Here is a 14,207-nt window from a genome sequence, read left to right on the forward strand (position 1 = left end):
GGCCGACGCCGCTACCACAGCGTCTTAAGCCGACGGCGGGACGTAACCCTGCGCGGTATCCGCGCCTTCGCCGAAGAAGAACTTTTCGGTCTGCTTCATCAGATATTGGCGTGCGCGCGGATCGGCCATGTTCAGGCGGTTTTCGTTGATCAGCATGGTCTGCTGCTTCAACCACGCTTGCCAGGCTTCCTTCGAAATGCTTTCGTAGATCCGCTTGCCGAGTTCGCCGGGCAACGGCGGGAAATCGAGACCTTCGGCTTCCTTGCCGAGCTTGGCGCATTGAACCATACGAGTCATGCTGTGCTTCTCCTGTAATCGATATATGGGGCCGGGGCGCCGCTCAGAGCTGCTTCATCAGCACGAGCGATTTGCGCTGCCAGTTATAGAGTCTGCGGCGGTCTTCAGGCAGGTCGTCGACCGTGACCTTGACGAAGCCGCGCTTGAGGAACCAGTGTTCGGTGCGCGTGGTGAGCACGAAAATGCGCGTGAGGCCACGGGCCCGCGCGCGCTGCTCGATGCGCTTGAGCAGACGCTCGCCGTCGCCGGTGCCTTGCGCTTCGGGCGCGACCGTCAGGCACGCCATTTCGCCGATGCGCTCCTGCGGATACGGATACAGCGCCGCGCAGCCGAACAGCACGCCATCGTGCTCGATCACCGAGAAATGGTCGATGTCGCGCTCGATCTGGTGACGGCCGCGCCGCACCAGCGTGCCGTCCGATTCGAGCGGCTCGATCAGCGAGAGAATGCCGCCGACGTCGTCCGGCGTGGCTTCGCGCAGGCTTTCGAGGTTCTCGTACGAGATCATCGTGCCGACGCCGTCGTGCAGGAACAGTTCGAGCAGCAGGCTGCCGTCGAGCGCGTAGGGGATGATGTGCGCCCGTGCGACGCCGCCACGGCATGCGCGGATCGAATGCTTGAGGTAGAAGCCCGCGTCGCCGGTGACTTCGCCGCTTTCGTGCAGCTTGTACGCGTCGTCGAGCGACAGTTCGCGGACCAGTTCGGGACCGTCTTCACCGGCTTCCATCAGGCCCGGCGTTTCGGTCAGGAACACGATCTTGTCGGCGCGCAGCGCGATGGCCGCGGCCGAGGCCACGTCTTCCATCGCGAGGTTGAACGCCTCGCCGGTGGGCGAGAAGCCGAGCGGCGAGAGCAGCACCAGCTTGCGGCTCGCGAGCGAATGGCGGATCGAATCCGCGTCGATCTTGCGCACCACGCCGGTGTGCGCGAAGTCGACGCCGTCCAGAATGCCGACCGGGCGCGCCGTCACGAAGTTGCCCGACACCACGCTGATGTGCGCGTGCGCCATCGGCGTGTTCGGCAAGCCCTGGCTAATCGCGGCCTCGATGTCCAGACGCACTTCGCCGGCCGCTTCTTTCGCGGACTCCAGAGCGCGCGCGTCGGTGATGCGCATGCCGTGCGAGAACTCCGACTCCACGCCATGCAGGCTCATCTGCTCCTCGACCTGCGGGCGCGAGCCATGCACCAGCACGATCTGGATGCCCATGGCCTGCAGCAGCGCGATGTCGGACACCAGCGCATTCAGGAGCCCCTGATGCACCACCTCGCCGCCGAAACCGACGACAAACGTCTTGTTCCGGAACGCATGGATATACGGGGCGACTGAACGCATCCAGTCGACGAATTGCGCATGCTGTGCGAGGTCTTCCGTTGTTCCGGCGGGGGCCGGAACGCTCGCGGGCGCGGGGACGAGGTCGGTTTGGGAATTCATGCCGGGGATTATAATGCGCCCCCATGTCAAATGTACCCAAAAGTCCCGCTGCGGCGAACGAGAATCCGGCGCCGGCCGCCGATCCGATGAACTCCGGCGACGCGCAGCGCCGTCCAGCGCAGGACACCGAGCCCCACACGCCGCGCGCGGCGCGCGAATCGCATCGTGCCGCGCAGGACGCGCAGCCGTCGGCGCAGAAAAAAAATCCGCTGCGTGAGGGTGGCCCAGGTGGCCCGGGTGGCCCGGGTGGCGCGCGTGCGCAGGATGATGGCGGCAGTGGTACGTCGCAAGCCGCGCGGGCTGGCGAAGGCCGGAGTCCGGGCCATGGTCGAGCACACCGGCAGGAACACGCGGAGCGCGCGGAGAATGCGCCGCAAGGCGAACGGCCCGGGCGTGGTGACGGGCAGCGTGGGCAGTCGCCACGCGCCGCGGGAGCGAACGAGGCGCGGCGCGGCGGCGAACAGCGCTCGCCATCGGCAGATGCGCCGGGTTCGGATCAACCGCGGCGCCGCGACGAGCAGCGCGGACAGCCCCCTCATGCGGCAGGTCCAGGTCAGCAGCCGCACGACGACAGCCGCGCGAACCAGCAGCGCCGCGGGCCGCCACAAGGTGGTGCGCCGCGTCGCGAATCCGGTGCGCTCGCGCAAAATTCACAGCGAGCGGGTGGTAGCGACCGCAACGCTGGCAGCCGTGAGCCACGCGCAGCGAACGAACCACGGGAACCACGCCCGCCGCGCGCGCAGCGCGTCGTCGAGCCGAATCCGATTCCGCCGATCACCTTCCCCGAAGCGCTGCCGGTCTCCGGCCGCCGCGACGAGATTGCCAAGGCGATTGCGCAGAACCAGGTGGTGATCGTGTCGGGCGAAACCGGCTCCGGCAAAACCACCCAGTTGCCGAAAATCTGCCTCGCGCTGGGGCGTGGTCTCGGAGCGGGTGGCTCGGGGCTGATCGGCCACACGCAGCCGCGCCGGATCGCCGCGTCGGCAACCGGCCGCCGTATTGCCGAAGAGCTCGGCACGCCGTTCGGGGAAGTGGTCGGCTACAAGGTGCGCTTTACCGACAACCTGTCGCCGGGCGCGTCGGTCAAGCTGATGACCGACGGCATTCTGCTCGCCGAAACGCAGACCGATCCGCTGCTCAAGGCGTACGACACGCTCATCATCGACGAAGCGCACGAGCGCAGCCTGAACATCGATTTTCTGCTCGGCTATCTGAAGGAAATTCTTGCCAGACGCCGTGATCTGAAGTTGATCGTGACTTCGGCGACCATCGACGCCGATCGCTTCGCGCGCCACTTCGGCAGTGAAGAGAAGCCCGCGCCGGTGATCGAGGTGAGCGGGCGGCTCTATCCGGTCGAGGTGCGTTACCGGCCGGTCGTCGAGGACAGTCCGGCGGTGAAGGCCGCTCAGGGCACGTCGTCGGGTTCATCGTCCGCGCGCGGCGACAGGCCGAAGACGCAGCGCGAAACCGACCGCGATCTGATGGACGCGATCGTCGACGCCGTCGACGAACTGTGCCGCGAAGGCCCCGGCGACGTGCTGGTGTTCCTGCCCGGCGAGCGCGAGATTCGCGACGCCGCCGAGGCGCTGCGCAAGCATCACCCTCCGCATACGGAAATTCTGCCGCTGTTTGCACGGCTGTCCGCGGCCGAGCAGGAGCGCGTGTTCCGCACCTCGAACGCGCGCCGCATCGTGCTGGCGACCAACGTCGCCGAAACCTCGCTGACGGTGCCGGGTATCCGCTACGTGGTCGACACGGGGCTCGCCCGCGTGAAGCGCTACTCGTATCGCAACAAGGTCGAGCAGTTGCAGGTCGAGTCGATTGCGCAGTCCGCAGCCAACCAGCGGGCGGGGCGCTGCGGCCGGGTCGCCGATGGTGTGTGCATTCGCCTCTACGAAGAAAGCGATTTCCAGAGCCGTGTGCGCTTCACCGATCCGGAGATTCTGCGCTCGTCGCTGGCGTCGGTGATTCTGCGGATGAAGTCGCTGCATCTGACGGCAATCGAGACCTTCCCGTTTATCGAGCCGCCGCCGGGCCGCGCGATCGCCGACGGCTATCAGCTGCTCAACGAACTCGGCGCCGTCGATGACGACAATCAGCTCACGCCACTTGGTCGCGAACTCGCGCGACTGCCGCTCGATCCGCGCGTCGGCCGGATGATTCTGGCCGCGCGCGATCAGCAGGCGCTGAAGGAAGTGCTGATCATCGCGAGCGCGTTGTCGGTGCAGGACCCGCGCGACCGGCCGATCGAAGCGCAGGAGCAGGCCGACCAGGCGCATCGCCGTTTCGCCGACGAGCGCTCGGAGTTTTTGCAGTGGCTGAAAATCTGGAACTGGTTCGAAGAAGCGATCGCACACAAGAAGTCGAACAAGCAGTTGCACGAGGAATGCCGCAAGAACTTCCTCTCGCAACTGCGGCTGCGTGAATGGCGCGACGTGCACTCGCAACTGCTGACGGTGGTGCGCGAACACGGCTGGCGTCTGAACGAGGCGGAAGCAACCTTCGAGCAGATCCATCTCGCGCTGTTGACGGGGCTGCTCGGCAATATCGGCCTGAAAGCCGACGACGAGCCGTATTACCTCGGTGCGCGCGGCATCAAGTTTTATTTGTGGCCGGGCTCGGCACTGGTGAAGAAAGCAGGCAAGTGGGTGATGGCCGCCGAACTGGTCGAGACGAGCCGTCTGTACGCACGCTGTATCGCGAAAATCGAGCCTGAGTGGGTCGAGAAGATCGGCGCGCATCTGCTGAAGAAGTCGCTCTCCGAGCCGCATTGGGAGAAGCGCGCGGCGCAGGTGTCGGCGTTCGAGCGCGCGATGCTGTATGGTCTGCCGATCTATCACCGGCGGCGCGTGAGCTTCGGCAAACAGGACCCGGCGCGCGCGCGCGAGTTGTTCATTCGCGGCGCGCTGGTCGAGGGCGAGTTCGATACGAAGCTCGCATTCTTCGCGCACAACCGCAAGCTGCTCGCCGATATCGAACAGCTGGAACACAAGTCGCGGCGCCAGGATGTGCTGGTCGACGACGAACTGATTTTCGCGTTCTACGATCAGGCGTTGCCGGACGGCATTTACACGGGCGCGGCATTCGAGCGCTGGTATCGCGACGAAGTGAAAAAGAGCGGCCAGCCGGAAGACAAACTGCGCCTGCTGTATCTGTCGCGCGACGATTTGATGCGGCACGAGGCCGCCGGCGTGACGACCGATCTCTTCCCGAAGCGGATGACGATGTCGGGCGTCGAGATGGCGCTTACCTATCACTTCGAGCCGGGTACGCCCCGCGACGGCGTGACGCTCGCTGTGCCGCTTTACGCGCTGAATCAGGTCGACGCGCGGCGCTGCGAGTGGCTCGTGCCCGGCATGCTGAAAGAGAAGACGCAACTGCTGCTGAAATCGTTGCCGCAGAAGTTGCGGCGGCATTGCGTGCCGCTGCCGGAATTCGCGGCGGGTTTCGTCGACCGGCATAGTGGGCCGCGTTTCGGTGCGGGTACGCTGCTGGAGACGCTGATCGCCGATATTCGCGAGCAGACCCAGGTTGCGATGAAGCAGGCGGACTTCAAGCTCGAAACCTTGCCGCCGCATCTGTTCATGAACTTCAAGGTCGTGGATGAGCACGGGCGGCAGCTTGCGATGGGCCGCAATCTGTCGCAACTGCGCGCCGAACTCGGCGGGCAGGCGCAGCAGCATTTCCAGAAGATCGCGTCGAGCGCGGCAGGTGCGGCGTTGGCGGATGCGGGGGGCGTTGGCGTGGCGACGCCTTTACAAGGAGCCGGGGCGGCTCGCGCGGCGCAGCGCGGCAAGAGCGCGGCGGGTCCGCAAACCACGTCGCAAGATGGCGCGGCCGGCACGGCGCTGTATGAAAAACTGACTACCTGGAATTTCGGCAAGCTCCCCGAATTGCTCGAGATTCGCCGGGGCGGCCAGACACTGTTCGGCTACCCGGCGCTGGTGGATCGCGGCACCCATTGCGATGTCGAAGTGTTCGATTCGCCGGATGAAGCCGCGCGGATTCATCGCGCGGGATTGCGCCGGCTTTTCGCGTTGCAGTTGAAGGAGCCGATCAAGTATCTGGAGAAGAATCTGCCGGGCCTGCGTGAAATGGCGCTGCAGTTCATGCCGCGTGGCACGCAGGAAGAACTGCGCGATCAACTGATCGACACCGCGCTCGATCGCGCCTGTCTTCAGAACCCGCTGCCGGACGACGAGGTCAGTTTCCACACGCGACGCGACGAGGGTCGTAGCCGCCTGACGCTGCTGGCCCAGGAAATCGCGCGGCTGGTCGGACAGATTCTCGGCGAATACGCGAGCGTGACGAAGAAGCTGGTGCAGGCGAAGTCGTTCGCGGCCGCGCATGCCGACATGCAGAACCAGCTGGATGGACTGATAGGCAAGCGCTTCGTGGTCGATACGCCGTACACCCAGTTGGCGCACTTTCCGCGCTATCTGAAAGGGATGGCGTTGCGCATCGACAAGCTGAAGGCGGACCCGCCGCGCGACGCCCGGCAGTTCGCCGAGTTTGCCCCGCTGTTGCAGAACCATCAGCGCGCCGTGGCGCAGCGGGGTGGTGTGCTGGACCCGCGGTTATCGGAGTTTCGCTGGTTGTTGGAGGAGTTGCGGATATCGCTTTTCGCTCAGGAGTTGCGTACCCCCATGCCGGTTTCGGTGAAGCGCTTGTATAAGGTTTGGGAATCGATGCAGCGGTGAAGCGGGCGTGTTGGGCGGTGGTTGCTGAGTAGGTGTGGGGGCGGGGCATTGCATATGCGTCCGTTGCGTGCCGCTGATGCGCACAACACTCCTGTCGGCTTCGGCTTCGGCTTCGGCTTCGGCTTCGGCTTCGGCTTCGGCTTCGGCTTCGGCTTCGGCTTCGGCTTCGGCTTCGGCTTTCATCGTCGAGGCGAACGCTGTTGTGCTTGCGTGAGGCCGTGGCCTCACCTCGCTCAGGCAATGCGTGAGGTCGTGCCTTGTGAGAATGACATCCCGTCACAAACGGCGCGGGCCTTTTAGACCCGCTCTCGCCATGGCCACGCAACCATGCTGAAACCATCACAGCGTCTGGTCCTTGAAGCGGACCGGCTCCACGACCTCCGCCTACCAGTGCACGCCTGCACCGATCGACGCGCCGAACTCGCCGCGCGAGTCCGTACTCGCTTGCAGCTTGTAGGCCCACGTTCCCTTTTCCGATAACTGCGACATGCCGATGGCCAACGCCGACTGGCCGCCATACGTGCCGCCGGCCATCGCGAACATGCCGCGACCAGGCATTATCGCCTGAGGTAAGCCTGCTATCGCCAACGCGGACGCCGTGCCGCCATAGCCGTCACGACGGGCCGAGCGGATCTGATCATCGGTGTAGCGGTTCGCCTGGCTGAGTGCGCCGCCTGCGGTCTGCTGTAACTGATTGACGTTGACCGCGTCGGTGCCTTGCACCCCAGCTGCGACATTGATGATCTGGCGTTCCTGACCCGCCGCGCCCACCGACACAGCGTTCGCACGGTCCGCGACCGAGCCGCGACCCAACGCGACCGAATTGTCCGCGCTCGCATTCGCTGCCGCGCCAAGCGCGACTGCGTTATTGCCGCTGGCATTGGCACTCGCACCAATGGCGGTCGCACTTGCGCCTGTGGCCCGCGCGTTCGCGCCCGCCGCGATCGAATGCACGCCCGACGATACTGCGCCTTCGGTATCTCGACTGCCTTGTGCGCTGATGAACGGGTTCGCCGCGTTGACCACGGCGTTGTTGACTACCCCGTTCACGACAGCGTTCAACTGCCCGAGGTTGACCGCGTCGGATACGTCCACGCCGTCGGCGACGTTGTGGATGACAGTGCCGCCTCCCGATGCGTCGTTGCCCAGTGTGACGCTGTTGCGGTTGAAGCTGCCGTCGGCGTTCCTGTCATACATGAGCGCGCCGTCGAGTTTTGTGGCTGTCGCCTCGCCCTGATCGCTGACTGTTTTCAATTGAGCGACATTGACAGCGTCGGTGTCAGCGGTGCCGGCGGCGACGTTGTGGATGACGGTGCCACCGCTTGCCGCGTCGCCTGCGAGAGTGACGCTGTTGCGGTTGAGGCTGCCGTCGACGTTCTGGTCATACATGAGCGCGCCGTTGAGCTTTGCAGCGGTGGCTGTGTTCTGATCGCTGACCATGTTCAATTGAGCGACGTTGACCGCATCCGTATTGGCGATGCCTGCAGCAACGTTGTGAATGACGGTGCCACCGCTTGCCGCGCTGCCGCCGAGTGAGACACTGTCCAGGTTGACGCTGCCGTCGGCGTTCCGGTCGTACATCAGCGCGCCCTCGAGTTTTGCGGTGTTGGCGTTGCTCTGATCGCTAACCGTGTTCAACTGCGCGACGTTGACCGCATCCGTGTCGGCGGTGCCGGGGGCGACATTGTGAATGACGGTGCCGCCGCTTGCCGCGCCGGCGCCGAGTGTCACGCTGTCCCGGTTGACGCTGCCGTCGGCATTTCGGTCGTACATCAGTGCGCCGTCGAGTTTCGCGGTGTTGGCGTTGCTCTGATCACTAACCGTGTTCAACTGGGCGACGTTGACCGCATCAGTGTTGGCGACACCCGCCGCAACGTTGTGAATCACAGTGCCGCCGCTTGCCGCGCTGCCACCGAGCGTGACGCTGTCCCGGTTGACGCTGCCGTCGGCATTCCGGTCGTACATCAGTGCGCCGTCGAGTTTCGCGGTGTTGGCGTTGCTCTGATCGCTAACCGTGTTCAATTGAGCGACGTTGACCGCATCAGTGTTGGCGACACCCGCTGCAACGTTGTGAATCACAGTGCCGCCGGTTGCCGCGCTGCCACCGAGCGTGACGCTGTCCCGGTTGACGCTGCCGTCGGCATTTTGGTCGTACATCAGTGCGCCGTCGAGTTTCGCGGTGTTGGCGTTGCTCTGATCGCTAACCGTGTTCAACTGGGCGACGTTGACCGCGTCAGTGTTGGCGACACCCGCCGCAACGTTGTGAATGACGGTGCCACCGCTTGCCGCGCTGCCGCCGAGTGAGACACTGTCCAGGTTGACGCTGCCGTCGGCATTCCGGTCGTACATCAGTGCGCCGTCGAGTTTCGCGGCATTGGCCTTGCCCTGATCGCTGACCGTGTTCAATTGGGCAACGTTGACCGCATCCGTGTCAGCAGCGCCAGCGGCCACGTTGTGAATGACGGTGCCGTTGCCCGCCGCATCGCCACCGAGCGTGACGCTGTCCCGGCTGATGCTGCCGTCGGCATTCCGGTCGTACATCAGCGCGCCTTCGAGTTTCGTTGCGGTTGCCTCGCCTCGGTCGCTGACCGCTTTCAACTGAGTGACATTAACGGCATCGGTATCGGCGGTACCGGCAGCGACGTTCGTAATCTGGCGCTCCTGTCCAGTTGAGCCCATCGACACCGTGTTCGCCCGCTCGGCCACCGAATCCCGGCCAATCGCGACGACGTTGTCCGCAGTGGCAGACGCGCCGTAGCCGAGCGCGACACCTCCGTCGCTGACGACGGCCGAGTGCGCACCAATGACAGTCGCGTTCGAGGCACCAGCAACGGCCGACGCGCCAATTGCCGTAGCTTCTGCCGCACCGGCAACCGCGCCCGCCCCGACCGACGTGGCGTGCGCCGCGTCTGCCACGGCACTCGCGCCGAGCGCCACCGAGCCCGTCCCGGCGGCGCGCGCCTTGGCGCCGACCGCTGCCGCATCGGCGCCAGGGCTGCTTGCGCCAGCCCCCGCCGCGAGCGCATTAGCGCCCGTTGCGACGGCGTCATCGGAACCGTCGACGCGGCCTTCGGCTTTGAAGTAACGCTGCGTACCGCTTCGCGCAATCGCATCGACCTTGCCGTCGATCGCGCTCAACTGGCTGACGTTGACCGCGTCGGTCGGCAACGCGCCCGCCGCGACGTTCGTCAGGCGACGCTCGTTGCCCGCCGAGCCAAGCGAGACTTCGCCCGCCGGATCGGGAGCCGCGATCAAGCTGGCGCCGAGGCCGACCGGAGCATAAGCGGGGCGTGTCAGGTCGGCAGTGGTGGCGGAGTTCGCACCCAACGCGACGCTATTCGCGGCGCTGGCAGTGGCGTGGTTGCCAAGCGCGATCCCGTCGACGCCGCTGACGGTCGCGCGGTTGCCGAGCGCCACGCTGCCGTCAGCCGCCGCCGATGCCAAACTGCCGCCGGCGAAGGCTGCGCTGCCCTGCGTTTGCGCGCCGTAGCCCACAGCGGTGGAGGCGGAGCCGGAAGCTGTCGACAGTGCGCCGAATGCGGATGTGGCCGCGTCTGTTGCGATGGCCCCCGAGCCAGAAGCAATGGAATCGAGGCCCATTGCGACCGCGTTCAAGCCGACTGCGGTTGCACGGTCGTTCAGCGCGCTGGCGTTCAGGCCCGCTGCCGTCGCGCCGGCGCCGAGCGCCCTCGTATCTGCCCCCACCGAAGTGGCACCGCTGCCTTGTGCATTGGCGTTCAGGCCGACTGCATTGGCGCCGTCTCCTTGCGCATTGGCATTCGAACCGGCGGCCATCGCCGCGTTGCCCTGCGCGCGGGCTTGCGCGCCTAGCGCAATTGAGCTGGGGCCCGGCGCGCTCGCCTGCTTGCCTACAGCAATGGCTAAGTCGCCCGAGGCATCGGCTGCCGAACCTGACTCGATCGCATCCGTGCCGGCAGCGACCGCCGACGCTCCGCTCGCCAAAGCCGCCGCCGTGAGCACAGCGTGCACGATTGCTTTCTTTCGCGCCGCCGCGCGATTTTTTCCGAAGTTTGCGGGCCCGGAGACAACCGGCGCCGCGTGCGCCGCTGTGCACCAGGTCATTAAAATACTTCTATTCATCGTGTGACAACCTCCACGTTATTGTGCGAGTGGACGGCGGCGCGTGACTGACGATGATTGATGAGGCTTGATTGCCCTGATCAATCGCTAAAAAGACGAGGAAAAATAGCGGCTCGTTTTGCGCTCGTGCTTTTATGCCTGTTCACGCCCGAAACTCCGCGCTACGCCGATAGCCAAGGAAATGCGCGTCGCGGCGAGGAGTGTTGAATTATCCGTTCCGTAGCCGAGATTGGGGTATCAGCAAACTCTTAAATGGATGAAGTGAATAATCTGTGTAAATCAGGCGGGATTATTTTTATCTACCGATGGATAAAACAAGGAGTGGTCTGATTCTTTCTGATAGCTGATTATCCGGCTTTGCGATTATTTTTGAATATCTGGCCGAGCGGGATAGGTCGCAAAGCATCTCAAGCCGGGCATTTACTATCCCTGCGTTCGAAAATCGCTTCCCGATGCGCTGCGCCCGTTTGTCCCGAACGCCGCCGCGCTTCCTCACGCCCTTTATTTCCAGCACGCCGCGCAGCGACCTACGTCAACCGCTGACGCCGGCAAACGTTCTACAATGACCGTTGTTCTCGAAGTGAGTTTTCATGCGTAAATTTTTTCTTCCCGGCTTGACTGCCACGTTCGCCGCAAGCGCGGCGCTGGTCGCCGCCGCAGGCTTTTTTTCTCCCGCGGCTCACGCCAACAACGTGATCGTGCTCAATTCCGGCGAAGCCACGCTGAGCCTGATCGACGAGACCACCCGCCAGGTCGTCGGCACGGTGCCGACGGGCAAGGAGCCGCATCACCTGATGGTCACGCCGGACAATTCATCGCTGATCGTTGCCAACTCGGTGTCGAACAATCTGATGTTCGTCGATCCGAAGTCGGGGCAGGTGCAGCGCTGGGTGGAGAACATCGAAGATCCGTACCAGATCGGTTTTTCGCCTGACCGCAAATGGCTCGTCACCACCGGTCTGCGTCTGGACCGGCTCGACATCTATCACTACGACCAGAAGAACCAGATGACGCTGGCCTCGCGCCTGCCGCTCGCGGTCATGCCGAGCCACATGGCGTTCACGAACGACAGCAAGACGGTGTTCGTCACGCTGCAGGTGTCGGGCGAGCTGGCCGCGATCGACTTGCCTACGCAAACCGTGAAGTGGAAGATGAAGGTGGGCAAGGTGCCGGCGGGCCTGTGGATGACGCCGGGCGAGAAGTATCTGCTGGTCGGCATGACCGGCGCGGATTACGTCGCGGTGGTCGACTGGCGCAACCAGAAGGTCGTCAAGACCATCCCGACGGGCAAGGGCGCGCACAATTTCCGTTCGCTGGCCGACGGCAAGCACGTCGCGGTGTCGAACCGCGTGGCGAGCACGATCAGCATCATCGACGAGGACACGCTCACCAACGTCGGCGACATCACCGGCCTGATGCCGGGACCGGACGACATGGAACTCTCCGCCGACAAACGCTATCTATGGGTGACGTTCCGCTTCGCGAAGCATGTCGGCATCATCGACCTGAGCACGCGCAAGCTGATCCAGACGATCGCGGTGGGCCGTTCGCCGCACGGCATCTATTTCTTCAATCGCGCGCCGGTGACGGCGCCGAACGGCGCTTAGAGCCATAGCCATGCCGCACGCAACGCGAGTCACGACGGATGAGGTAACCAGGCCAGCATCATGTTCCATCTGATTTTTTCTTCGCTCGACAGCTTCGTTTCAACCGTGCAGACACTGCTGTATGTCGACGTGGTGCAGCCGCTGCTGTACCGCTTCGACCTGATGGACTACGACGAGGACACCTACGACAGCCTGTACTGGGTGATCGTGGGCGTGCTCGAAGTGCTGGCGATGTACGCAATCCTGCGCCCGCTCGAAGCGTTGCGTCCGGTGGAGCAGTGGGAGAGCCGCAAGGCGGTGCGCATCGACGTGCTGTACACGTGGATCGCCAAGCTCGGCATTCTCAACCTGTTCTTTTTCTTCGCGCTGCAGCCGTTCTTCGACAACGTGCAGGGGTGGCTGCGCCTGCACAACATTTCGAATATCGAGTTCGACAATCTGTGGCCCGGCGTCACCACGCAGCCGCTCGTCACGTTCGTGATGTACCTGCTGGTGCTCGATTTCGCGGGCTACTGGTATCACCGCTGGGAACACCGGATCGGCGTGTGGTGGGAACTGCACGCGGTGCATCACAGTCAGCAGCAGATGTCGCTGTGGTCCGACGACCGCAACCATCTGCTCGACGATATGCTGCAGGCGTCGTTCTTCGCGGTGATCGCGCTGGTGATCGGCGTGCCGCCGTCGCAGTTCGTCGTGCTGGTCGCGATCACTAACCTCGCGCAAAGCGTGCAGCACGCGAACATCCGTCTGTACTTCGGCTGGCTCGGCGAGCGGCTGCTCGTTAGCCCGACGTTCCATCGCCGTCACCACGCCATCGGCTACGGTCACGCGGGGCTGAAGTACGGCTGCAACTTCGGTGTGCTGTTTCCGTGGTGGGACATGCTGTTTCGCAGCGTCTCCTGGAGCCGCGAGATGGAGCCGACCGGCATCAGCGACCAGCTCGAAGGCCGCCGCTATGGCGATGGTTTCTGGGCGCAGCACTGGCTTGCGTTCGTGCGCATCGCTGCAAGACTGACGTCGAAACGTCGCCCGGGCGAACGCAACGACGCAGCCGCCGTCTGAGCCGCCTTCGCCGCACGCCGCCGGTTTCCCTGGCGGCGCTTCCCGTGGTTTATCCTGTGCACGTTTGCGCACGCGCTCAAGGCCTGCCGGCCGGGGCGCTGCGCGCTTCGCCTGATTCCTTCGTTTCGTTCACCGACACAGGCTCGCATGAATGATCTGTTGCGCTCGTTCGGGCGCGCGCTTGCCAGCGCGCTCCACCCGCGCATGCTCTGGCTGACCTTCAAACCGTTTCTCGCGGCGACGGTCGGGTGGGGCGTGATCCTCTGGTTTTCCTGGCAGACGCTGGTCGGCGGCACCCGGCTCTGGCTCGATAACTGGTCGTTTACGGTCACGCTTTATCGTCTGTTCGACTGGCTCGGTTTTTCTGCGCTGCATGCGGCGATCGCACCGTTCATCGTGATTGCGATGGTGATTCCGCTGATCGTCGTCACGGTGTTGCTGCTGATCGCCACGCTGTCGATGCCCGCGGTGATCCGGTTCCTGTCCGCGCGCCAGTTTCCGGCTCTGGAAATGCGGCGCGGCGGAACGTGGTACGGTAGCCTCGGTCAGGCGTTGTGGACCACCGTGGTGTGTCTGGTACTGCTGATCGTCACGTTGCCGCTGTGGCTCGTGCCGCCGTTCTTCGCGCTGATTCCACCGCTGTTGTGGGGCTGGCTGACCTATCGCGTGATGAGCTACGATGCGCTCGCATTGCACGCAACGCGCGACGAGCGGCGCGCGCTGGTGCGCCGGTTCCGGCTGCCGCTGCTGTTGATCGGCATCGCGAGCGGCTTGCTGGGTTCGCTGCCGACGCTGCTGTGGGCGTCGTCGGTCTGGCTGATCGTGCTGTTCCCGGTGATCACCGCGATGACGATCTGGATCTACGCGTTCATCCTCGTGTTTTCGGCGCTGTGGTTCGGCTACTACTGTTTGCGCGCGCTGCAACGCATGCGCACGGACGAGCATGGCGGCGTGCGTCAGACGGCGCCCGTTCCTTATTGACTGTATTGATCAAGCAAAAAGAGGCGG

The 14,207-nt window shown here is 64.4% G+C and carries 7 protein-coding genes; 4 read left to right on the top strand and 3 right to left on the bottom strand.

The window, feature by feature from the left end:
- Window positions 1–24: 24 nt before the first annotated feature.
- Both B0G69_RS12195 and argA read right to left on the bottom strand, forming a co-directional pair.
- A complete protein-coding gene (locus B0G69_RS12195; protein WP_007181244.1) occupies window positions 25–297 on the bottom strand; it encodes an oxidative damage protection protein in 273 nt (90 codons plus the stop codon).
- A gap of 43 nt (window positions 298–340) precedes the next feature.
- Window positions 341–1,729, bottom strand: coding sequence for an amino-acid N-acetyltransferase (gene argA / locus B0G69_RS12200; RefSeq protein WP_121317250.1), 1,389 nt, complete (start codon window positions 1,727–1,729; stop codon window positions 341–343).
- Window positions 1,730–1,752: 23 nt separating this feature from the next.
- Here argA and hrpA point away from each other — a divergent pair, with 23 nt between their 5' ends.
- Window positions 1,753–6,429, top strand: a complete 4,677-nt coding sequence (hrpA, locus tag B0G69_RS12205) for an ATP-dependent RNA helicase HrpA (protein ID WP_121317252.1) — start codon at window positions 1,753–1,755, stop codon at window positions 6,427–6,429.
- 384 nt (window positions 6,430–6,813) lie between these two features.
- Here the strand turns inward: hrpA and B0G69_RS41000 are convergent, their stop codons facing one another.
- Window positions 6,814–10,419: a YadA-like family protein gene (locus B0G69_RS41000; RefSeq protein WP_158608936.1), complete on the bottom strand. Its 3,606-nt coding sequence runs from the start codon at window positions 10,417–10,419 to the stop codon at window positions 6,814–6,816.
- A gap of 701 nt (window positions 10,420–11,120) precedes the next feature.
- On the opposite strand from B0G69_RS41000, the gene B0G69_RS12220 reads away from it, so the two are divergent.
- From B0G69_RS12220 to B0G69_RS12230, 3 genes are all read left to right on the top strand, one after another.
- Complete coding sequence (locus tag B0G69_RS12220; RefSeq protein WP_121317256.1) at window positions 11,121–12,137, top strand: beta-propeller fold lactonase family protein; 1,017 nt, start codon at window positions 11,121–11,123, stop codon at window positions 12,135–12,137.
- A gap of 60 nt (window positions 12,138–12,197) precedes the next feature.
- Window positions 12,198–13,199, top strand: coding sequence for a sterol desaturase family protein (locus tag B0G69_RS12225; RefSeq protein ID WP_121317258.1), 1,002 nt, complete (start codon window positions 12,198–12,200; stop codon window positions 13,197–13,199).
- Window positions 13,200–13,346: 147 nt separating this feature from the next.
- A complete protein-coding gene (locus B0G69_RS12230) occupies window positions 13,347–14,180 on the top strand; it encodes an EI24 domain-containing protein (protein WP_121317260.1) in 834 nt (277 codons plus the stop codon).
- Window positions 14,181–14,207: the final 27 nt, after the last annotated feature.

It is taken from the genome of Paraburkholderia sp. RAU2J (assembly GCF_003634845.1).
In the GTDB taxonomy this organism is placed as follows: domain Bacteria; phylum Pseudomonadota; class Gammaproteobacteria; order Burkholderiales; family Burkholderiaceae; genus Paraburkholderia; species Paraburkholderia fynbosensis.

What these genes read in the sequence shown, in the direction of transcription:
- hrpA (WP_121317252.1), top strand. Translation starts at nt 1,753, where the DNA reads ATGTCAAATGTACCCAAAAGTCCCGCTGCGGCGAACGAGAATCCGGCG.
- B0G69_RS12230 (WP_121317260.1), top strand. Translation starts at nt 13,347, where the DNA reads ATGAATGATCTGTTGCGCTCGTTCGGGCGCGCGCTTGCCAGCGCGCTC.
- B0G69_RS12220 (WP_121317256.1), top strand. Translation starts at nt 11,121, where the DNA reads ATGCGTAAATTTTTTCTTCCCGGCTTGACTGCCACGTTCGCCGCAAGC.
- B0G69_RS12195 (WP_007181244.1), bottom strand. Translation starts at nt 297, where the DNA reads ATGACTCGTATGGTTCAATGCGCCAAGCTCGGCAAGGAAGCCGAAGGT.
- B0G69_RS12225 (WP_121317258.1), top strand. Translation starts at nt 12,198, where the DNA reads ATGTTCCATCTGATTTTTTCTTCGCTCGACAGCTTCGTTTCAACCGTG.
- argA (WP_121317250.1), bottom strand. Translation starts at nt 1,729, where the DNA reads ATGAATTCCCAAACCGACCTCGTCCCCGCGCCCGCGAGCGTTCCGGCC.